We start from the raw sequence: 22,023 nt of genomic DNA, 5'->3' as shown, positions 1-22,023 counted from the left end.
GAGATCGAAAATGCGCCGCATACATAAGTATGTGAGTAATTTGAGAACTCTTTTTCGTTCATGTGGCCAAAAAGGGGCCTTCATTTAGGTTTTTTAGAATGTGCACAAGCACAGACCATCGCAATATATCCAACAATAGCCGATATCAGCGTTCCTAACATAACACCGATACGCCCATCGATGTTGTATTCCATTGGCGCAGATTCAAATGCTAAAGCACAAATAAATAGACTCATGGTAAAACCAATGCCACAGATAATAGAAACGGCATAAAGCTGTCGCCAACTTGTATCTTGCGGTAATTTAGCCAATTTTAACTTAATCGTCAGATACGAAAACAAAAAGACACCAAATTGCTTACCAAAAAATAATCCTAAGGCAACCCCTAGTGATACCGAATTCATTAACTGCGCCCAAGTGACCCCATCAAAGTTAATGCCTGAATTTGCAAAAGCAAATAGCGGCAAAATAAAGTAAGTCACCGCGGCGTGTAGTTTATTTTCCAAGAATTTTAACGGCGAATGAGCAGATGGTGTTACATTCAATGGAATTAACATAGCAAATACGACACCTGCAATGGTTGCATGCACGCCAGATTTCAAAACAAAAAACCATAACAACATGCCTAAAGGAAGATAGATAAATAAGGTTGCTACTTTTAAGCGATTGGCAGCGGCTAGTAGCGAAATAACCACACCTGCCATCACCAAAGCCCACAAAGAGAGCGTTTTAGTATAAAACAAAGCAATAACAATAATTGCAGCCAAGTCATCAAAAATAGCCAAGGTTAGCAAAAACAATTTCAAAGCACTGGGTACTCGCTTACCCAATAAAGTTAACACTCCCAATGCAAATGCAATATCGGTTGCCATGGGTATCGCCCATCCTGCCAATCCTGTTTTATTTTGATAATTCAATAAAAAATAAATGACGGCAGGAAAAATAACCCCTCCCAATGCAGCCAACCCAGGCAAAATAACTTGAGATTTATTGGATAATTGTCCTTCCAATATTTCTCTCTTTAGCTCCAAACCAATTAATAAAAAAAATACTGCCATTAAAGCATCATTAATCCATAATATTACTGGTTTAGACAATTGGAATGATTGGTAGCCTAAGGATAGTTTGAAATCTAAAAATTGTTGATATTGATAGTGCCAAGGTGAATTCGCCAATAGTAATGCAAACACGCTAAATAAGATAAGTAAAAAACCAGCAAACGATTCCATTCGAAGAAAATAATGTACTTTAGCAAAAGCTAAAGAGATACCGGTTTTTTGCTGTTCGCTCATAAATACTATCCATTATTGACTTTTTGAATTTGAAATTTTATATTGCGTAAGGACGGTATAGTACCAAAATTTATAGTTTTTTTCCAAAGAAGCTTTCCATATTCTTAACTGCCACGGGCGCACTGAATAGATACCCCTGAGCATAATCGCACCCCACATCAACAAGCATTTGCATTTGTTGCTCAGTTTCTACACCCTCTGCGATTGTTTTCAGTTTCATTCCTTTTGCAAAAGCCAAAATACCTCGAACCAAAGAATGTGTGTTCTGATCTCTACCTAAATTCCGCACAATCGTTGAGTCAATTTTAAGGATATTAACAGGTAACTGGTTAAGGTAACTTAAAGAAGAATAACTTGTTCCAAAATCATCAATAATAATTTTCAAACCAAGCCTACGCAATTCAAACAGGGTTTGGATTGCAGATTTTAATTCATTCACTAGTACGCTTTCTGCAATTTCAAAACACAACTGATAGCGCTTGGGATCAAAATTTAACTCTTCAAACAATTGGTTTAGTCTTGCTAAAAATTGCGGATGCATGATTTGCTTTGCAGAGATATTAACCGTCAAGATAAAATTATCTTGCTCAGCTTGCTGCCAAGCAATTAACTGCTGGCATGCTGTTTTGATAACCCATTCCCCAAGGGGGATGATAAATCCGCTTTCTTCAGCCTCGGTGATGAATTGTATTGGCGAAACATCTCCTAAATTTGCATTTCTCCAGCGAGACAATCCTTCCGCACCAATTATTTGTCGATTTCGGATATCGACTATCGGTTGATAATATAAAATTAATTCATTTCGTTCTAGAGAATGCATCAAACTTTCTTTGAGCTGTTGATTATATTTAATGCCAGATGACATTTTTTGTGAATAAAATCCGCATTCAATATGACTATCACTCTCAACTTCCTGTAGTGCATGAATAGCATTTTCTATCAGCGCAGGTGCAGTTTCACCGTCATAGGGATAAATAGCAACCCCTGCATGCAAATGAATTTTTACTTCATGCTCTTTGGTTAATTGCAGACTAAACGGTCTTACCAATTTTTGCGCAATCCTTGCCACATCAAGCGCTGCCGCAACATCTGCCAGCATAATTCCAATTTGATTGTGAGCCAATCTAGCAACAGTATCACCATCTCGCACAAGCGATGATAAATGAATGCCTGTTTCAGTTAATAACTTGTCGCTAATTGCTTGACCAAATGATTCAGAGGTTTTTGAGAAGTTGTCTATCGCTATGACAATCACGCCAACATATCGTTTATCATAGGGGGCTCGCGAGATGAACTGATTCATTCTATCTTCATATAATTGCCGATTGGGTAAATTCGTTACAACATCATAATTTGCAGCATGATGTATTTGCGATTTATTTTCGATGTCACTTAATCCGTATCCGATATCTGTTGCTAGTATTCGCAACAAAGCGACTTCTTCTTCATTAAAAAAATTCTTTTCTTTGGCATATAACGCCATCACGCCTTGTGTTCCCGAAACCATCTTGAATGGAAAACCTGCAATGGATTGAAAATGAAAAGCTAATGCTCGTGTTTGCCATGAAAATGGTTTTTTAGAAAAGCCATCAACATCATTCACGATCACAGGATATTTTTTTCTTAATGCCGATAAGGCAGGCTCACCACGCTCATTAACACTTGCTGCGTGGATTCCTTCTAATAATAAATGCAAATAATGATTATTTTTGTCTGAAGTGACAATCATATCAGGTTGATGTTCCGCGGACTCACCAATACCTATCCATGCATAATTGAATTGGCCATGCTCACTCAAAATCTGACAAATCTCTTTTAGCAATTGCTCTTTGTCACGAATCCGCACAATAGCGTGATTGGATTGAATAATCAGTTGATGGGCTTTTTCTAAACGTTGAATTTTTTTTAGCGTCTCTTTGAGATATTCTTGTTGTTCTAATAAAATATTCGTACGATTGCGAATTAAATAATAAAGCAATCCTGCTGATAGAATAATTAAAACCCATATTTTTGCGATAGCTATCCAAGAAAGAACTTCTTGACTGATTTGAAATAATGAAAGAACCGAATCCGAGAGTGCAATTGCTATCGTGCAAGCAATGGTTAAATAAATTAAAACGATTCTCAAGGCAAATGATGAATAGCGAACTTTGCTTGCAACGATAGATGAACGTTCAAATTCAGGCGCTTGTTCAATAATATTTAACGCATCTTCATTAAGCTTAAAATCGCCCTCTTTTGTTGGATTTTCTTCTGGTCGCGTTCTGGATTTTGCCTTATGTGGCATATACTCACGCTTGAAATCGATGATACCAATACTAAGTATGGTCAGATTTTAGTAAGGTGCCAACCTAAGGACGCTAGAATGGTGCCGAAGAGCGGAATCGAACCGCTGACCTACTGATTACGAATCAGTTGCTCTACCGACTGAGCTACTTCGGCATGGAAAGGTGTGAAATTATACGGCGGTTAGCGCTTTGTCTCAAGTGAGAGCTGAGTAAATTTTCAATCTGACCAAAATGAGCACCGGAGTGCCCATTTGTGCCTACTCTGACCGTTATTTTAAGTCTTTTACAGGAAGTCATTTAAAACCTATCCCATTATCTCTTTGAATCTTTATAATTTATTTGATTAGATTATGTATTGGCATGAATACTGCATTAATACTATTAGGTTAAAAACACGATAAGTAATGACATGCTATATTCAGCCAGACAACATGGATTTACCTTGATCGAACTGATGATCGTTGTTGCCATTATTGGCATTTTGGCATCAATCGCTATCCCTGCATATAACGATTACATGGTTAGAGCGCGAGTTGCTGAATTAATCCATGTTAGCTCAAGTGCTAAAACTTCTATATCAGAATATCGTATTGCTAAAGGCTCAATGCCAACCAGCAATACTCAAGCAGGGGTCACAAGCGTGGTGACTAATTATGTATCGGGAGTGAGTGTTGGGGCCAATGGTGTCATTACCGTAACGGGCAACCAAACTAATCTTAGATCAGGTGCCGCCATTAGCATTGTCTTAACCCCCACTTTTTCAAATGGTAAGGTTCAATGGACCTGTACCTCAACTGGAGCTACCCAGTATGCGCCTTCTTCTTGTCGTTAATTTATTTTTTACACTTATATTTTAATTAGGAGAATGATATGAAAAGCAATATAAGACAACGAGGCTTCACGCTCATCGAATTGATGATTGTTGTTGCTATCATCGGTATCTTAGCAGCTATCGCAATTCCAGCCTATAACGATTACATGGTACGTGCTCGTGTATCAGAAGTAATCAATGTCGGTTCCAATGCAAAAACAGCCGTTGCAGAATATCGTATTGCTAAAGGAACAATGCCAACCACGAACACACAAGCGGGTGTTACCAGTGTTGTTTCTCAATATGTTTCAGGTTTAGCGGTTGGTGCGGGTGGTGCCATTACAATCACTGGCAACCAAACTAACTTAGGTAGTGGTGGTGCATTTGCTATCGTGTTAACGCCTACATTTGCCAATGGTTCTGTACGCTGGACTTGCACATCAACTGGTGCTACACAGTTTGCTCCCTCCTCGTGCCGATAATTTTGATAGGATAAATAAAAGGGGCGCAAGCCCCTTTTTAATTGAACGATGTTAAAAACAGAAACCGTAAAAAATGGACTATTTTTCGGAGCAACTCTTTTAGCGGTTGCCATTTTGATTAGCTTTCTGTATTGGAAAGGACTGAATGGACCTTTTCTACTAGATGATTTGCAATCGATTGAAGGCGCTCAGCTCACGACTTTTTCTTGGGGCCAATTAATCGATATCAGCTTACAAAACGATTCAGGTCCCTTAGGTCGACCATTATCCATCGCAAGCTTTGCTTTAAATCATTATTTTTTTGGTTTAAACCCTTTTTATTACAAATTAATTAATCTGTTTATTCATATCCTTTGTGGTTTTGCAATTGGCTTGTTTATTTATTTACTCATGACACTCATTCCTAAGGCAAAGCCTTTTGCGAAACGTATCAGTTTTTTTACTGCCTTACTTTGGCTAATACATCCATTACAAGTCAGCACGGTTCTTTATCCTGTGCAACGAATGACACAGCTTTGCCATTTATGCATCATTCTCGGATTAAATACCTATTTATGGGGCAGAATCAGACAGTTTACCGATAAATCTTACGGGTTGCTGTTAATGGCTATTAGCTATGTCTGGTTTTTCCCATTGGCACTCTTATGCAAAGAGACAGGGATCATTTTCCCTTGGTATGTGTTTCTCATCGAATATTTTTTATTAAAATATAAAGGCGCTGCTCAAAATGGCCTTTATCTGAAACGGTTTCATCAGCTCTTTTGTTTAGGTTTATTATTTAGTTTTCTGTTCTACTATTGGTATCATCTCGAGACGAATCTTGCTTTATTTGCTGACAAAAATATTACCCTCTTTGATAGATTATTAACCCAGCTCAATGTTTTAGTGTTTTATCTCAAATTGATCCTTATCCCACAACTAGCTGATATGGGGCTTTATCATGATGATTTTGGGGTTATTACTGGGTTTAATTTACAAACAGTATTATGTTCTGTTTTGCTCTTTAGCTTAGCTATCGTAATTTATATAGGACGCAAAAGAGCGCCTATTATTTCCTTTGGTATTGCTTGGTTTTTTGTTTCACATGCGATTGAATCAACCATATTACCGCTGGAAATGGTTTTTGAACACCGTAATTATTTAGCCTCTGTTGGATTATTACTCATCCCTATTTATTACTTTGTGCCTTTTATGAGCAAAGTTACAACAGCTCCCAAAAGAATATACGCTCTCTTCTCTTTTTTGTTATTTGCAATGTTAGCAACGATTACCTTACAACGCAGCATAATATGGTCATCAAGTGGTACCTTCTTACAAGAATCTCTTTTGCATCATCCACTTTCGCCTCGCGTTCACATAGAGATTGCCAATGTACTCTTGCAAGAACAGCAATTTGGTTTAGCCTTTGAATCATTAGAAGAAGCAGCGCGTTTAGATCCTTATAATGCCGGTATTGCGCTACATAAGATCCTAATCCATTGCCAATTACAAAGCGTTCCACCCGCACTTTATCAAGAAGCTAAGCAAAAAATTCAACAAGGGGCCATTACACCTTATGTGATTACTGTTCTTGATATTATGATTCAAAATATGTTTAACAAACAATGCTCATCCGTTGATAGAAATAAAATCATTGAGCTATTGCGTCTTTGTTATAACAATCCTTTTTTAAAATATAAGCCACGCTACAAAGCAGTTTTGTATCATTTAGAAGCAGGACTTGAGTTGTTAAATACCAACTTAGATAAGAGCCGCTTCTTGCTACTAAAATCCTATGAAACGTATCCAAAAAGAATTGATCCTTTGCTACAAAAAGCCTATCTTGAAATGCGCTATGGACTGTATGAGGAGGCGGAAAAATCTGTTTCCTATGCTCATCAGCAACTCTCAAAAAATAAATTAGCAAAAGCAAAACTGCAAAAACTTGATTTCGCTATGCAAGCTATTAAGCTGCAATCGCAAAAGGAATAATGGAAATAAACTATGACGTTAAATTTAGAACACGCTATTAGCATTATTATCCCAGCGAAAAATGAAGCATCCGCATTAAAGCTTTTTTTGCCCGTTTTGTGCGAACAATACGCTCACTGTGAAATCATTCTTGTCGACGATGGCTCTACTGATGATACTTATGAAGTTGCGCAGTCATTGGGTATTAAAGTACTGCGTCATCCATATAGCATGGGTAACGGTGCCGCTATCAAAACCGGTGCTCGCGCGGCAAAAGGAGACATTTTAATTTTTATGGATGGCGATGGCCAACATCAGCCTAGCGATATTAAAATTATGCTCGAACGATATCAAAAAGGTTATGATTTAATCGTTGGCGCAAGAAGCAAACAACATCAAGCGAGTACTTGGCGTTGGTTAGGGAATAGTTTATACAATGCCATTGCTTCCTGGTTAGTAGGGCAATCTGTTCTTGATTTAACTTCAGGGTTTAGAGTTGTTAATGCCAAAAAATTTAAAGAATTTATTCATTTAATTCCTAATGGTTTTTCTTGCCCAACAACAATCACAATGGCTTTTTTTCGCAGTGGCTATGCTGTTGGCTATATTCCCATCGAGGTTAAACAACGTATTGGTGTGAGTCATCTTAAACCTTTCTCTGATGGCCTCAAATTTTTGCTGATCATTTATAAAATGGCAATCTTATATTCACCATTGAAAATATTTATTCCTTTTGCCGCTTTACATTTTATCGCGGGCATTTCGAACTACACATATACATATATCGCACAAGGGCGATTCACCAACATGAGTGCTGTCTTACTTTCAACTTCCATTGTTATTTTTTTAATAGGACTGGTCTCAGAACAAATTACGTGTTTAATGTATGCGCAAAACCGTCATTAAAATTTTAGGTTATACGACTTTAGCACTGATTATCTGTGCTTTGTTTTATCACCATCAAACAGATATCCTAGCGGTATTTGCTCATGTAAAGTGGTCATATGTGGGGGTTTTAAGTGTGATACATATCCCCATGATTGCACTGGGCGGTTTATCATTTAAATTCCTATGTTCACACTATCAAATCTATTTGCGCTGGACTGAATGGGCAGGCCTTAGTTTTATTGCTAATTTTCTTAATCAATTATTACCCTATCGTTTAGGAATGGGTTTTCGTTATATTTATATGAGACAGCATTTCCAAATGAGCAATGCCCAGTTTATTTATGTGATGTTAGTCTATTTTATTTTTACTATTATATTCTGTGCTTTTTTTGCCTTAATTGGTTGGCTATTTAGTGATTTACCTTCCAGCTTTAACCTCCTGTTTTATATTACTTGTGCGATTGGGCTTGGTTTCGCAGGTTTTATTATTTGGCTTAAGTTAAGTTCTATAAAAACCAGCCAATCTATTGGAGAAAGTCTCAAAGCGTTGCAAGATTTACTCTCCGATCCAAAGATATTTCTGTATTCAGCGTTGTCATTAATCGGTGTTAATATTTTGACAGCCATTTTATTTTATATTTGTTTGATGGCTATTCATGCTCCTTTGCCAATCACCCACTGTTTATTCTTGGTTGGAATATTGACAGCTGCAATGCTTTTCCCTTTAACGCCCGGCAATATTGGTGTATTAGAAGCTTTATTTGGCACATTAACGCAAATGATCTATCACGATTTTAGTATGGGGTTTGCTGCCATTGCTTTATATCGAGTGAGTCAATGGATCCCCTCCATTATTCTTGGTAGTAGTTTCAGTTTTCTGTTAGCAGGCTCAATTTTACCCAGTATCAAAAACACCAAAATTGGAGCATCTAAGATAGTTAACTAGACTTATACTATATTGGGAGCAAATTGATTAAAGCTGATTATATTCATGGTTGATCATGTCACATTAAATGGCTTGTCTAAAAAGCTAGTTCAAACAAATTTGCTGGATGCACTTACAGCGGCTCAAGCGATTGATGCAGCAATGCGCAAGAAAATACCCTTTGTTGCTCATCTGATTGAAAAGTCTTTAATCGACGATAAAACGCTTGCTGTGACAGCTTCTATTGAATTTGGTGATCCCTTATTCGATTTAAGCGCCATGGATCTTGATCTCATCCCCAAAGAGCTTGTGAGTGAAAAATTAATTCGCCAACATCATGCCTTGCCATTATTTCGTCGTGGTAATCGTTTGTTTGTCGCGGTATCCGATCCTACCAATCTTGAAGCGCTCGATGAATTTAAGTTTCATACGGGTATTAGTACTGAAGCCATTGTGGTTGAAGAAACCAAATTAGTAGAAACAATTGAAAAAATTCTATCTGAAAATGAATCTTCTGCATTAGATGATCTCAAAGATAGCGATCTGGATGCGCTTGATATTTCAAGCGACGATCATGAAAAGAAAGATGAAGACAGCGACTCCGATGTTGATGATGCTCCCATTGTACGTTTCGTCAATAAAGTATTACTGGATGCCATTAATCGTGGCGCTTCTGATATTCACTTTGAACCTTACGAAAAACAATATCGTGTCAGATTACGCCAAGATGGCATTTTACAAGAATTCGCAGCGCCTCCTGTTAATCTTGCACCACGTTTAGCGGCTCGTTTGAAAGTGATGTCAAGGCTCGATATTTCAGAACGTCGTGTCCCTCAAGACGGACGTTTTAAAATGAAACTGTCGCGCAATCGTGCAATTGACTTTCGTGTCAGCACTTGCCCGACGCTTTTTGGCGAGAAGGTCGTGATGCGAATACTTGATCCTTCATCCGCTAAAATAGGTATTGATGCTTTAGGTTATGAAGAAGCACAAAAAGTAGCCTTTTTAAATGCCATTCATAAACCACAAGGCATGGTTTTGGTTACAGGCCCCACAGGCAGCGGTAAAACCGTTTCACTTTATACTGCAATTAATATTTTGAATACTAGTGAAGTCAATATTTCAACCGCAGAAGATCCTGTCGAAATCAATTTACCCGGCATTAATCAAGTCAATGTGAATCCCAAAGCCGGTTTGACTTTTTCCAGTGCATTAAGAGCTTTCTTAAGACAAGATCCCGATATTATTATGGTGGGTGAGGTTCGCGATTTAGAAACCGCTGAAATTGCCGTAAAAGCGGCACAAACAGGTCATATGGTTTTATCAACTTTGCATACCAATAGCGCACCTGAAACATTGACTCGTTTAATGAACATGGGCATTCAAGCATTCAATCTAGCAACTTCCGTTACGCTCGTTATTGCACAACGTTTAGCACGTAGGCTTTGTACGCATTGTAAACAAGTAGCCCATTTTCCTCCTGAAGCATTAATTGATGTTGGCTTTACCGAAGCAGATGTGCAAGAAAACTTCTCTGTTTTCGAACCTAAAGGGTGCGATCAATGCATCAACGGTTTCAAAGGAAGGGTCGGTATCTATGAAGTCATGCCTGTTTCTCCTGCCATTGGGCAAATTATCATGGCGGGGGGTAATGCATTTGATATTGCTGCTCAAATGAAACTCGATAATGTCATTAATTTGCGGCGTGCGGGTTTAAATAAAGTTAAATTAGGATTAACGACAATCGAGGAAGTAAATAGAGTTACCAAGGATTAGAGTATGGCTATTGCAAAACGAACAACTCAGCGCCCTCCTCCTCCAGCTGCGCCTAAAATGCACCTATTTTCCTATGAATGTATGAATGCTCAAGGATTGAAGGTTCAGGGAGAAATCAGCGCTGCTAATATTACCTTGGCAAAAGCCGATCTCAGGCGTCAAGGTTTAAATCCGATTTCTGTACGCCGTCAATCTACGCCATTATTTGCTAAACGCAAGAAAAAAGTGTCTGCTGCTGAAATTTCCCATTTTAGTCGTCAAATGGCGACGATGATGTCTGCCGGTGTACCGCTTGTGCAATCTTTTGATATCGTTGCCAAAGGAACCGATCACGAAGGAGTTCGCGATCTCGTCTTAGCGATTAAAGCGGAAGTAGAAGCAGGCCGTTCATTTTCTGAGGCGCTCAAACAACATCCGCTTTATTTTGATCAATTATTTTGCAACTTAGTCGCCGCAGGTGAAGCATCCGGTTCGTTAGAGACCATGCTTGATAGAATTGCTACCTATAAAGAAAAAACAGAATCGTTGAAACGAAAAATTAAAAAAGCCCTATTTTATCCCTGTGCTGTTGTCGTTGTGGCTATCATTGTAACAGCCATCTTACTCATTTTTGTTGTTCCTCAGTTTGAGCAATTATTTAAAGGTTTTGGAGCTGATTTACCTTATTTCACTAAAATGGTTATCCATATTTCCAATTTTGTGCAAAAAAGTTGGTGGCTCATTCTTGGACTTGCTATCGCTGCATTATGGTCTTTTGGTTATAGCAGAAAAAAATACCCTGCGGTTCAACAGGCTGTCGATAAATTGGTATTAAAATTACCGATTGTCGGCCCTATTCTCCATAAGGCGGCCATCGCACGCTATGCTCGTACCTTATCCACCACCTTTGCAGCAGGTGTACCCTTAGTAGAAGCACTTGAATCGGTTGCCGGTGCAACCGGTAATATTGTTTACTCTAAAGCAGTACTTTATATTCGTGACGCCGTTTCTACGGGTTCACAAATGCAGGTAGCCATGCGTACCACTGGCATATTTCCTAACATGGTTGTCCAAATGGTGGCTATCGGTGAAGAATCTGGCGCATTAGACAAAATGTTAGCTAAAGTTGCCACCATTTTTGAAGAAGAAGTTGACGCCGCAGTTGATGGTCTCAGTAGTTTGCTTGAACCTATAATTATGGCAGTATTAGGTGTACTCGTCGGTGGTTTAGTCATTGCTATGTATTTACCTATTTTTAAGATGGGCTCAGTTGTCTAAGGTTTGCGCCAATGGAATGGCTATTGCATTATTATCTTTTTGTTATCTTTGTGATTGGATTGATCATTGGTAGCTTTTTGAATGTCGTGATTGCACGTCTTCCACGCATGCTCAATCAAGCTTGGACTCTTCAATGCTATGATTATATTCAGCAAAAAAACCCCACTGAATCAACACAACCTTATAATTTAATGGTTCCTCGTTCCCATTGCCCGCAATGCCAGCAAATGATTCGAGCCATTGATAATATTCCGATACTGAGTTTCTTGTTTTTAAAAGGGCGTTGCCGTTATTGTCATACTAAAATTTCTTGGCGCTACCCACTGACCGAATTGATAACTGGATTACTCTCGATTGCGGTTGCTTATCGCTTTGGCTTAACTTGGCAGATGCCAGCGGCTTTGTTACTCACCTGGTCATTAGTGGCTTTAACCCAGATAGATTTTAATGAACAGCTATTACCCGATGATATTGTTCTTCCCATGTTATGGCTAGGATTATTACTCAACTCGCAATCTCTGTTTACCGGCTTATCCAATGCGGTCTTTGGCGCCGTTTTTGGATATTTATTTTTGTGGGGCGTTTACTGGCTTTTCAAATTGGTCACGCATAAAGAAGGTATGGGTTATGGTGATTTTAAATTATTAGCCATGCTGGGCGCATGGCTTGGATGGCAAGCCCTACCTGTGATTGTTTTATTATCTTCCTTGGTGGGTGTCATCGTGGGATTATCTTTAATTGCTAGTAAACGTTTAACCCGAGAGCAACCGATCCCATTTGGCCCCTACCTTGCTATGGCAGGTTGGTTAAGCCTGATGTGGGGTGATAAACTGATGCAACTTTATTTTAAATCGATACTCAATTTATGACCTATGTTGTTGCTTTAACGGGTGGCATTGGCAGCGGCAAAAGTACTGCTGCACAATTTTTCGCTGACTTTGGCGTTCCGATTATTGATGCCGATCTGATTGCCCGAGAGGTGGTCAAACCCCAAACACCCGCTTTTGAACAAATCCTTGCTAAATGGGGTGCTTCTATTCGTCTGCCCAATGGTGAACTGAATCGTTCACTCCTTAGAGAGCATATTTTTACACATCCTGCTGATAAAATTTGGTTGGAAAATTTACTTCATCCTTTAATTCAAATAGAAATCAAAGACGCCATTCAAAAAGTGCAATATCCCTATTGTATCGTTGTTATTCCACTGCTGGCTGAACACTATGCCGATTACCAAGCCATCATAGACCACGTGATAGTGATTGATGCCAAACCTTCTCAGCAACATATGAGGACGATTGAGCGCGATCAGGCATCTTCGGAATTAATTGAGAAAATGATTGCAGAGCAAGCAAGCCCTGCCCAAAGGCTGAAAATTGCTCAGACGGTGTTAACCAATGATGATACCCTCTCTCAACTTAAAAAAAAGGTGTCTGACTTACATACTGTTTTGTTAAAAACAGGCATCTCAAAAACCCCCATTGCATAGGCTACACTTCAAATTATACTTCGCATCTTGAAGTGTACTTGGTATATTGGAATTAAGATTACTTATTCTTTGCATAAGGCGCTTTGCATATGGCTCAACAGTTTTTGCTATTTGAACACCCCCTTAACGAGCGTATGCGTACTTTCTTAAGAACTGAACATTTATTTCAGTTGGCTAAATATAGACTGACCAACATTGTCAGTCCTTGGGATGCAAGAGACTGCGTCACGGCGATTATTGAACTTTATAATTTAATTGAAAGAACCGATTTCCGGGGTGAGTTGCTCAAAGAAATTGAGCGTCACACCAATGGCCTGCAACGTTTAGATATGACACCCAGTGTTGATCATCATGCCTTAAATAAAGTGCTAAAAGAGCTGGAATATTCCATCGACACATTACGCTCTTATTCTGCGAAACAAGGGTTATGCCCCAAAGAAAGTGATTTATTCAATAGCATCCGTCAACGTTTGCTCATACCCGGTGGGACTTGTAGTTTTGATTTGCCCGCATTTCATTATTGGCTGAGTCTGCCACCCAAAACTCGGCAACGTACCTTAAATGAATGGCAAGAATTACTGACACCGCTTGATAAAGCACTCACTTTAGTACTCGATCTTACCCGCCAATCCTGTCGTCCTACGCGTGAGATGGCAGCTGCGGGTACTTTCCAAAAATCGATTAATGCGCCAGCGGCTTGCCAATTAATTCGTATTGCGGTTTCTGCTGAATATGGGGCTTATCCAGAAATTAGCGCCAATAAACATCGAATCAATGTTCGCTTCTTGCAAGCGCAATTTGAACATGGCAAAGCCGCATTATGGACTCAAGATATTCCCTTTGAATTAACATGCTGCTCGATTTAACTGCGATGACTACAAAAGTATTATGTCCACGCTGCCAAAAATCCAGCTCGTTGGCAGTCAGCAATCCCTATCGCCCTTTTTGCAGTGAGCGTTGCAAGCTTATTGATTTGGGCAGCTGGGCATCTGAAGAATACAAGATCCCAGCTGAAGATTCGCCTTCATTAGATCAAGACGAATCAAGTGCCAATAACGATAATGAGCACTAACCGCTTATTTCAACGCTAGCACACGCGAAGTAGCGAGCTCTTGCTCTGCATCCACTGTTAGCGTTTCACTCGCCTGGCAAGCACCTGTATTCGCAATCGCATTGAAATAAACACCCTTACTTTGCAATAAGACATTCCAGCAATTATCATCGAATTCAAATGCATTGACCGTTGCCAATGGAGCACCCCGCAATTGAATCTCATCAATATTTTCAACTGATCTATATTCTGATGAAGAAAAAGCAGCAGTCATTCGAGCGTTTGCTTGAATAGCTTGCGGTGTTTCTACTTCCAGAATGAAACCCATTTCTTTAGCAGATTCTATTGATTGCGTATCCGATTGATCAACAGTCTGTGTATCTTCTTCTAATAAGAGGCTTAAAGTATCAGAAAAAAATTCGTCATCTGTCATATCCAGATTTTTGATAAATGAAAGATCAACATTCTCGCTTAGTTTGGGTAGCAAAGTGGATTCACAACCCAGGGTATTGGCAGTAAATTCAATGGGTAACTCAATAACGGGTAACTCAGGTACATTCTGCTTACCCCATCGACGGCCATAAGCTTCTCGATAACTTTCAATGTAAATATGAGCTCCTTCAGACTTATATCGACTGATGAGGATTTCCATGGATGGACAGGCATATTGCCTAATGGCTTGTTTCTGTGCTGCCGCTCTTGTTCTTTTCGTCCGTTGAATTTGTTCAGAGTAGCCGTATGCATTATAAGCCGCGATATACGCATCCGCTTCCTCAGGGGTATACTTTTTTTGGCTCATCAAGTCTTCTTTTGAACGACAACAGCTGCCTGTACGGGCAGCATTTCCTGCTGCACTTATCACCGTTTCAAACGTTGCCGTTATCTCAGTTGAAATTAATTCACCGTTATTTACCTGGAACTCTTGATATGATGATTGAGCATCATTTAATTGCATGTTTTGTGGATAGGAGGATGCTTTCTTGGCGTTTTTACGTTGTTGGCCTTTACGAATTAAAGGGTGCGATATTGGCATATAATACATTTACCTGACAATGTTAATAGAGCTGACTTTATAACACCAAACTATTCGAACATCAAGCTTACTATTATTTGAATCTACACTTAATTTAGGCAGCAAGCGTTTTATTTAAACCTACTTGCGTTGGTTGAAGTGGCATCAGGTTGAGTATTCATGGCATCTCATTGTCGCTTTCTATGACGGCCACACATTGTCGGCATCAATGTCGCTCACCACTTTCTCATTTTCAAGAATACATTCGCATTGCTTCAAATCATGACTCGGAATTGGTTTTTGATAAGTATCAATATAAATAAAAATTTCTTCAGCCATTTTTTGTGCGCTCTGTTTTATCCTGACAGACGTAGCTATTCTCTTGTGGTATTAGCAAAATTAAATATTAGAACTTTTTAAATTTAAAAATTCGAACAAATATACTGAATAATACAGCTTATTACAGCAAGTTGAGTACATAAAAACTGATACGTATAATTAAACCTATTAGCTTGTGATTGAGATGACGAATAATGAAAGCATTTACTTTATTTTTTCTTACTTTGATTTTTTCTCCAATTAATTATGCGCAAGATCTCAACTACAATAAGCATCTTAATGAATTAAATAACAATGGTGTCACGATAATACCGCAGGTATATTCCCAACAAGAGATTGAGGCATTTCAAATAGCACTCAATCCTGTCGTTCAAAAAATTGAATCACTCATGAAAACGCCGGGAATACCGCGTTATTTTAATAACGATGGAAAAAAAACGGCATCTTATTATTGGCAAATAGATAATGATCTTGTTTTACAGGCAGGACCAGGTCGTTTTGATACCCGTTACCAGCTTAATAAAGGAATTTTTGCTGATTCTCATTTTCAACATAACCCGATTATCGAAAAACTCATTCAAAAAGTGTTACATAGTCGTTATACCAATTATACTGGCGTTGTTTTCGCAGCACCGGGTAGCGGTGATCAATATTGGCATAGAGACACAGACAATATTGCAGATTCAGACATCGATGGCACACAACTGGTTAGAATGGATGATTTTTATTTTACCGTCCTCATTCCTTTAGTAAATATGAATAAAGAAAATGGCACAACGGAATTCATGCTCACAACCCATCGCAAAACGATGGAAGAATACCCTTTGGCTAAAACAGCTCAATTTGATCTTAAAGCAGGGGATGTGATTATCTTCAATGGAAAAATTAATCATCGAGGCAGAGCGAATCTTTCTCAATCTCCACGCCCTGTTCTTTATAATGTTTACTACAAAAAATGGTATAACGATTCTTACAGAGAAGGTATAAACTAATTTAGGCCCCCTATTACTGGCCATGCTTCGATAGTTGTACCTTCTTTATAAGAAATGGAACAGGCAACAACTTACTTAGGCGATATCACTCGAATGCTACTTTCTGTGACAACAGTCATATTGTCTGCTTCAGTGTCTCTCGCTGATTCCGCATTGATACTAAAGTTAAAATACATACCATCTTGAAATAAAACATCACACTCATTTTCTTCGTATGCAACTCTATTAGATTGGAAATGATGAATGGGTTCAATTTCAAGAATAGGTTCGCCTGGCACGTTTATTGGCAGCTTTGCTTTATTTCTCTTCAAATGTCGACGTTGCGTTATTTTTTGATGTTCAGCAACATACATAGTGATTTCTTCAGCAAAGTATCTTTTCTTCAGTTTTTCTTGGGAAGGACAAGGTGCATGAATCACTATTCTGATTGGGTAAATTATTTTTTTTAGGTTCTCTTTTTACGACCTCCCCTGCCCTTCGTCGTAAGCGTCTCTCGACTAATCCATGGGTTGCGATATACGCAATGGCTTCTTCCTCAGAATAACCTTTAGTTGCCATTAGCTCTTCTTTTCAAGGGCATTCAGCCTGTTTATTTAATTTAAATGAAAAATTCAGCATTTCTAACTTACCTATCCTTGTCGTTGGCTATAAGGATATAGGCCATATGAATGATTCGATCAACAAACTAATTCAATAGCAGAGCTAGCTCATACCATGTATCGAAGTATTCGTCAGGGGTTAATCAGAGGTTAATGAGGATTGTAACGCGTTTACAATGCGATGATTCGCCATGGGGAAAGGTAACGAAAGAAGGGCAGAAGGTAATACCCATTTTACTTCTTGGCCTTCACAGCCTACAGGCTCTCCAGAAAATCCGGTTATTTTATGGACAATTAAACAAACCGATTTATCATCATAATCATGATCAACCTTCATCCAGGCTTCATGATGAGTGACAACAATGCCTACTTCTTCAAATAATTCTCGTCTGAGTGCTTGGCCTTCATTTTCATGAGGTTCAATTTTTCCACCCGGAAATTCCCAGCAATCTCCTTGATGTTGATGGGCTAAGCGCTTAGCAACGAGCACTTGCCCATGTTCATTAAAAACAACACCAACCGCAACTGGAATTCTCATTAAGCTAAACGCCCATGACAATGCTTATATTTTTTACCCGAGCCACAAGGACAATTTTCATTACGCCCTACTTTGCTTGATGCGCTAACCGAGGTGGTATCACCATTCGCAACCATTTTAGGCTGCATTTCTAGGTTCTGTTCTTCTTCTGTCAAAGCCATGTTGATATCAGGATGACGGAACTCCATCGCTTGATTGTTAAATTGACGACGCTGTGCTTCTTGCGCTTCTGCTGCCTCAACATCCGATGCTGCATCAATTTCAACCATCGTCAAAATACTAATCACTTGTCGTTTAATGCTATCAAGCAAATTAGTAAAAAGATTAAAGGCTTCGCGTTTATATTCTTGCTTAGGATCTTTTTGTGCATAACCACGTAAGAAGATACTTTGACGTAAATGCTCCATCTGTGAGAGATGATCTTTCCAATGAGTATCTAATGCATGAAGCATGACGGATTTTTCAAAACGACGCATCGTTTCTGCGCCAATACGTGCTTCTTTTTCTTCATGAATTTCTGTGACTTTTTGTAAAATGCGTTCTCTTAAAGAATCTTCATGAAGATCTTTTTCATTTTCTAGCCATTGTTGAACTGGCAATTTAAGTCCCAGTTCTGCATCTAAAGCTTGTTCTAACCCTTCGATATCCCACATATCTTCAACACTGTGTAGTGGGATATATTCTGAAATCATCGCATTCACTACAGACTCACGAATACCAACGATATTTTCACTAATATCTTCTGTTGCCATTAATGCATCACGTTGATCATACATCACTTTACGTTGATCATTGGCAACGTTGTCATATTCTAAAAGCTGTTTACGAATATCAAAGTTATGACCTTCTACTTTGCGTTGTGCATTTTCAATGGCACGTGATACCCAAGGATGGGTAATCGATTCGCCTCTTTGCACGCCTAAACGACGCATTAATCCTGCCATTTTATCCGAGCCAAAAATCCGCATCAGATTATCTTCTAATGAAAGATAAAAACGTGAGGCACCTGGATCACCTTGACGGCCCGCTCTGCCGCGTAACTGATTATCAATACGACGAGATTCATGGCGCTCTGTGCCAATAATATGTAAACCACCCGCTTTGACGACAGCGTCATGGCGTTCTTGCCATTGCGCAAGAATGGCTTCAACTTGTTCACGAGTAGGCTCTTCTAGCGCGCGAAGTTCTGCATCTTTAGAACCACCTAATACGATATCAGTACCACGACCTGCCATGTTGGTTGCAATCGTAACTGTGGCAGGGCGCCCTGCTTCTGCAACAATTTGTGCTTCTTGATCATGGTATTTTGCATTTAATACTTGATGCTTAATTTTATGTTTTTGCAAAATATTTGATAATAATTCTGAGGTTTCAATCGAGGCTGTACCCACTAATACAGGCTGCCCTAATTTCACACATTCTTTAATTTCTGCAACGATAGCTTCAAATTTTTCTTCTTTCGTCAAATAAATCATATCGGGATGATCTTGACGAACACAAGGTCTATTCGTAGGAATGACCACCACTTCTAAACCATAGATCTGCTGAAACTCATAAGCTTCCGTATCTGCAGTACCTGTCATGCCGGCTAATTTGCCATACAATCTAAAAAAGTTTTGAAATGTAATCGATGCCAGCGTTTGATTTTCACTTTGAATGCTGACGCGCTCTTTTGCTTCAACCGCTTGATGTAAACCATCTGACCAGCGACGTCCAGGCATGGTTCGACCTGTATGCTCATCGACAATCACGACTTCATTGTTATGAACAAGATAATCCACATCCCGTTTAAAAAGAGCATGAGCACGTAAGCTCGCATTTAAATGATGCAATAAACCAATATGTGCGGGATCATAAAGACTTTTACCAGAACTCAATAAACCTGCTTTCACCAATAAGGCTTCAACGCGATTATGGCCTTCTTCTGTTAAGGCAATTTGTTTTGATTTTTCATCAATTGCATAATCACCAGGACCATCTTTAATGGCTTGCGCGGTTAATTGTGGCGCAATTTCATTCATGCTGATATATAAATCGGAGCTATCTTCTGCTTGTCCTGAAATAATTAAAGGTGTGCGGGCTTCATCGATAAGAATAGAGTCAACTTCGTCGACAATGGCAAAATGTAATTCTTTTTGTAGACATTCTTCAGGCGTAAATGCCATTTTATTACGCAAATAATCAAAGCCTAATTCATTATTGGTTGCATAAACCACATCACTTAAGTAGCTTTGTTTTTTCACTTCTTGGCGCATTCTGGGAACAACAACCCCAACCGTTAAGCCCAAGGCACGATATAAAGGTCCCATCCATTGTGCATCTCGGCGCGCTAAATAGTCGTTGACCGTCACAACATGAACAGAGCCTGCTAAAGAATTTAAATACACAGGCAAAGTCGCCATTAAGGTTTTACCTTCACCGGTCGACATTTCGGCAATTTTGCCATCATGCAAAACCATACCGCCAATTAATTGCACATCAAAATGACGCATATTGAGGCTACGTTTACCGGCTTCTCTTACCAAGGCAAAAGCTTCTGGCAATAACTGGTTAAGCGTCTCACCTTTTTGGTAGCGGGCTTTGAATTCTGCGGTTTTTTGCAAAATTTCTTCATCGCTCAGCTTTTCAAAGCTGGGTTCTAAAGCGTTTATTTGCTCAACTTGTTTGCGATAACGTTTAACTAAACGCTGATTACGACTACCAAAAACGGCTTTTAAGAATCCAGTGAACATATCTTTTCCATCATCTCTATCAGAATGAAACCCGTACGGCCCAATATAACATATATGGGGGCATTTTATCCCAGCCAATAAAATTTATTAAGTTGACTTATTTCTTTTAAAATCGGGGAAATATTCCCCCGGATCAACAGCTTGCCCGTTCTTATGCACTTCTAAGTGTAGGTGCGGACCGGTAGAACGGCCACTTGAACCTAGTAAGGCGATAGTTTGGCCTTTACGTACTACCTGACCTGGCTTTACTAATAATTCTTTGTTATGTCCATAACGTGTAGTTAAGCCATTGCTGTGTTTAATATCCACCACATAACCATAACCTCCTTTGGTATTAGCATAGCTAACCACACCGGCTGCCAGTGCTTTGATTTCTGAGCCTTCTTTCCCAGCGATATCTACGCCAGAATGCCATGCTTTGCGACCTGTAAAAGGATCATAGCGGGGACCAAAGAATGAGGATATCCAGCCATTAGTGACCGCTTTGCCAATTCCTGTAAATGACAATTCACGCTGCCCCCAATGCATTTGTAAGGTCTGATGCAACGTCATTAATTGTGCATAACGCTTATCCAACATAGCGTTTAATTGATGAATAGTGGCCAGTAATTCTTCATGCGTGTTTTCCTGCATAAAGCTCCCCCCTACGGGAACATCATGGCTAAAATCAAATTCCTGAGGGTCAAGATGAGCTGAAAGGACTAAACGCTCTCCCAATGCATTAATACGCATCAAATTGGCTTCGATGCGACCAATGTGTTGAGTTAAGACTTGCAGATGTTGCTCTGTTAATTCGTCTATTTTGTGGGGAGGCGATTCTGTCACCATCGACGTTGGTTGCTTTGCCATTTTTGCAAGGGCTAATTGATAGCCACCCCACAAGGCACTTAAGGCAATAATTATCACGCTTAAGAGCAATAACAAGCCTAATTGGTAACTAATTTGGAAACCACCCTCTAAACGAATAGAATAGGGGGTAGGTGTTTCAACATGATGCTTCATCCATGACCTCATCGAGTTATCTAGTTAGCAATCTACTCTCTGGCCAGGGATCTTCCCTCGGCAAACTCATTGAGCAAGCTCAAGCTGTGGCTGATTTGAACAAAACGCTCGTTCAAGTGCTTGATGCTGAACTAATATCACATTGCAGAGTCGGTTACTATGATAAAGGTATTTTAACACTCTTAGCACAAAGCGCGGCTTTTGCCACTCGCTTGCGTTATTATGTCCCCAATCTTATAAGTAAGTTGCGCAGCATAAATGAGTGGGCAGGATTATGCTCTATTCAGATAAAAATTGAAACCTTTGTGGTGCCCATGAAAGTAGACACCCAACCTGCTGCTCCAATGCCCATGCCTAAGCTCTCAGCGGAAAATGCGGAAAGATTCGAAAATCTGGCAAAGGCACTAAGAGAACAAAATCCCGAAGATAAATTAGCGGCAAGTTTGGAAAGATTAGCGCGACACACTTAATACGCTTTATCCCCTCACCCGCCTCAATTCCCTCGGGTAGTGCGCCTCCGCTATCCACCTCCGGTTAAAAGCTACAGCGTGATAAGCACCAAGGAGATTTTCTCAAAAATAAAAAAAAGCCGACTTACGTCGG

Annotated in this window: 22 protein-coding genes and 1 tRNA gene; 13 read left to right on the top strand and 10 right to left on the bottom strand. The window is 39.4% G+C overall.

The window, feature by feature from the left end:
• Positions 1-80 precede the first annotated feature (80 nt).
• From nhaA to HT99x_RS05300, 3 genes are all read right to left on the bottom strand, one after another.
• Complete coding sequence (nhaA, locus tag HT99x_RS05310) at positions 81-1,292, bottom strand: Na+/H+ antiporter NhaA (protein WP_075067348.1); 1,212 nt, start codon at positions 1,290-1,292, stop codon at positions 81-83.
• Between the two features lie 70 nt (positions 1,293-1,362).
• Complete coding sequence (locus tag HT99x_RS05305) at positions 1,363-3,579, bottom strand: EAL domain-containing protein (protein ID WP_075067347.1); 2,217 nt, start codon at positions 3,577-3,579, stop codon at positions 1,363-1,365.
• Positions 3,580-3,658: 79 nt separating this feature from the next.
• Positions 3,659-3,734 (bottom strand) — tRNA-Thr (locus tag HT99x_RS05300).
• A 255-nt stretch (positions 3,735-3,989) separates the two neighbouring features.
• On the opposite strand from HT99x_RS05300, the gene HT99x_RS05295 reads away from it, so the two are divergent.
• The 11 genes from HT99x_RS05295 to HT99x_RS05245 all read left to right on the top strand — a co-directional run bounded on the left by HT99x_RS05295 (position 3,990) and on the right by HT99x_RS05245 (position 14,227).
• Positions 3,990-4,412, top strand: coding sequence for a pilin (locus HT99x_RS05295; RefSeq protein WP_075067346.1), 423 nt, complete (start codon positions 3,990-3,992; stop codon positions 4,410-4,412).
• A 38-nt stretch (positions 4,413-4,450) separates the two neighbouring features.
• Positions 4,451-4,873: a pilin gene (locus HT99x_RS05290; RefSeq protein WP_075067345.1), complete on the top strand. Its 423-nt coding sequence runs from the start codon at positions 4,451-4,453 to the stop codon at positions 4,871-4,873.
• A 48-nt stretch (positions 4,874-4,921) separates the two neighbouring features.
• A complete protein-coding gene (locus HT99x_RS05285; RefSeq protein WP_075067344.1) occupies positions 4,922-6,844 on the top strand; it encodes a hypothetical protein in 1,923 nt (640 codons plus the stop codon).
• A gap of 12 nt (positions 6,845-6,856) precedes the next feature.
• A complete protein-coding gene (locus tag HT99x_RS05280) occupies positions 6,857-7,729 on the top strand; it encodes a glycosyltransferase (RefSeq protein ID WP_075067343.1) in 873 nt (290 codons plus the stop codon).
• Complete coding sequence (locus tag HT99x_RS05275) at positions 7,710-8,657, top strand: lysylphosphatidylglycerol synthase domain-containing protein (RefSeq protein ID WP_075067342.1); 948 nt, start codon at positions 7,710-7,712, stop codon at positions 8,655-8,657. The genes HT99x_RS05280 and HT99x_RS05275 overlap by 20 nt, the downstream gene beginning before the upstream one ends.
• A gap of 45 nt (positions 8,658-8,702) precedes the next feature.
• Positions 8,703-10,412, top strand: a complete 1,710-nt coding sequence (pilB, locus tag HT99x_RS05270) for a type IV-A pilus assembly ATPase PilB (RefSeq protein ID WP_075067341.1) — start codon at positions 8,703-8,705, stop codon at positions 10,410-10,412.
• A 3-nt stretch (positions 10,413-10,415) separates the two neighbouring features.
• Positions 10,416-11,669 (top strand): type II secretion system F family protein, encoded by a 1,254-nt coding sequence (locus HT99x_RS05265; protein ID WP_075067340.1) that lies wholly within the window; start codon positions 10,416-10,418, stop codon positions 11,667-11,669.
• Positions 11,670-11,680: 11 nt separating this feature from the next.
• On the top strand, positions 11,681-12,538 hold the full coding sequence (locus tag HT99x_RS05260; protein WP_075067339.1) for a prepilin peptidase: 858 nt from the start codon (positions 11,681-11,683) through the stop codon (positions 12,536-12,538).
• Positions 12,535-13,155, top strand: coding sequence for a dephospho-CoA kinase (gene coaE, locus HT99x_RS05255; protein ID WP_075067338.1), 621 nt, complete (start codon positions 12,535-12,537; stop codon positions 13,153-13,155). The genes HT99x_RS05260 and coaE overlap by 4 nt, the downstream gene beginning before the upstream one ends.
• Before the next feature lie 89 nt (positions 13,156-13,244).
• On the top strand, positions 13,245-14,021 hold the full coding sequence (gene zapD / locus HT99x_RS05250) for a cell division protein ZapD (protein WP_075067337.1): 777 nt from the start codon (positions 13,245-13,247) through the stop codon (positions 14,019-14,021).
• Positions 14,006-14,227, top strand: coding sequence for a DNA gyrase inhibitor YacG (locus HT99x_RS05245; protein WP_375338921.1), 222 nt, complete (start codon positions 14,006-14,008; stop codon positions 14,225-14,227). The genes zapD and HT99x_RS05245 overlap by 16 nt, the downstream gene beginning before the upstream one ends.
• A 4-nt stretch (positions 14,228-14,231) precedes the next feature.
• On the opposite strand, the gene HT99x_RS05240 is transcribed toward HT99x_RS05245, so the two are convergent.
• Both HT99x_RS05240 and HT99x_RS05235 read right to left on the bottom strand, forming a co-directional pair.
• The gene (locus HT99x_RS05240; RefSeq protein ID WP_075067336.1) at positions 14,232-15,239 is read right to left on the bottom strand and encodes a hypothetical protein; all 1,008 of its coding nucleotides are present in this window, start codon (positions 15,237-15,239) and stop codon (positions 14,232-14,234) included.
• Between the two features lie 180 nt (positions 15,240-15,419).
• Positions 15,420-15,557, bottom strand: a complete 138-nt coding sequence (locus HT99x_RS05235; protein ID WP_259565616.1) for a hypothetical protein — start codon at positions 15,555-15,557, stop codon at positions 15,420-15,422.
• A 194-nt stretch (positions 15,558-15,751) separates the two neighbouring features.
• On the opposite strand from HT99x_RS05235, the gene HT99x_RS05230 reads away from it, so the two are divergent.
• Entirely contained in the window at positions 15,752-16,549 is a 798-nt protein-coding gene (locus tag HT99x_RS05230) for a phytanoyl-CoA dioxygenase family protein (protein WP_075067335.1), read from the top strand.
• 71 nt (positions 16,550-16,620) lie between these two features.
• On the opposite strand, the gene HT99x_RS05225 is transcribed toward HT99x_RS05230, so the two are convergent.
• From HT99x_RS05225 to HT99x_RS05205, 5 genes are all read right to left on the bottom strand, one after another.
• A complete protein-coding gene (locus HT99x_RS05225; RefSeq protein WP_075067334.1) occupies positions 16,621-16,902 on the bottom strand; it encodes a hypothetical protein in 282 nt (93 codons plus the stop codon).
• Between the two features lie 10 nt (positions 16,903-16,912).
• Positions 16,913-17,107: a hypothetical protein gene (locus tag HT99x_RS05220; protein WP_075067333.1), complete on the bottom strand. Its 195-nt coding sequence runs from the start codon at positions 17,105-17,107 to the stop codon at positions 16,913-16,915.
• A 180-nt stretch (positions 17,108-17,287) separates the two neighbouring features.
• Positions 17,288-17,686, bottom strand: a complete 399-nt coding sequence (gene mutT, locus HT99x_RS05215) for an 8-oxo-dGTP diphosphatase MutT (protein WP_075067332.1) — start codon at positions 17,684-17,686, stop codon at positions 17,288-17,290.
• A complete protein-coding gene (gene secA, locus HT99x_RS05210; protein WP_075067331.1) occupies positions 17,686-20,418 on the bottom strand; it encodes a preprotein translocase subunit SecA in 2,733 nt (910 codons plus the stop codon). Before secA ends, mutT begins: the two co-directional genes overlap by 1 nt.
• Before the next feature lie 87 nt (positions 20,419-20,505).
• A complete protein-coding gene (locus HT99x_RS05205) occupies positions 20,506-21,420 on the bottom strand; it encodes a peptidoglycan DD-metalloendopeptidase family protein (protein WP_158003416.1) in 915 nt (304 codons plus the stop codon).
• On the opposite strand from HT99x_RS05205, the gene HT99x_RS05200 reads away from it, so the two are divergent.
• Entirely contained in the window at positions 21,399-21,890 is a 492-nt protein-coding gene (locus HT99x_RS05200) for a DciA family protein (RefSeq protein ID WP_158003415.1), read from the top strand. The genes HT99x_RS05205 and HT99x_RS05200 overlap by 22 nt on opposite strands.
• Positions 21,891-22,023: the final 133 nt, after the last annotated feature.

This window comes from Candidatus Berkiella aquae, assembly GCF_001431295.2.
GTDB classification, from domain to species: domain Bacteria; phylum Pseudomonadota; class Gammaproteobacteria; order Berkiellales; family Berkiellaceae; genus Berkiella; species Berkiella aquae.
Note: the sequence above shows the minus strand (reverse complement) of the source record. Positions and strands in the feature narration are given on the sequence as shown.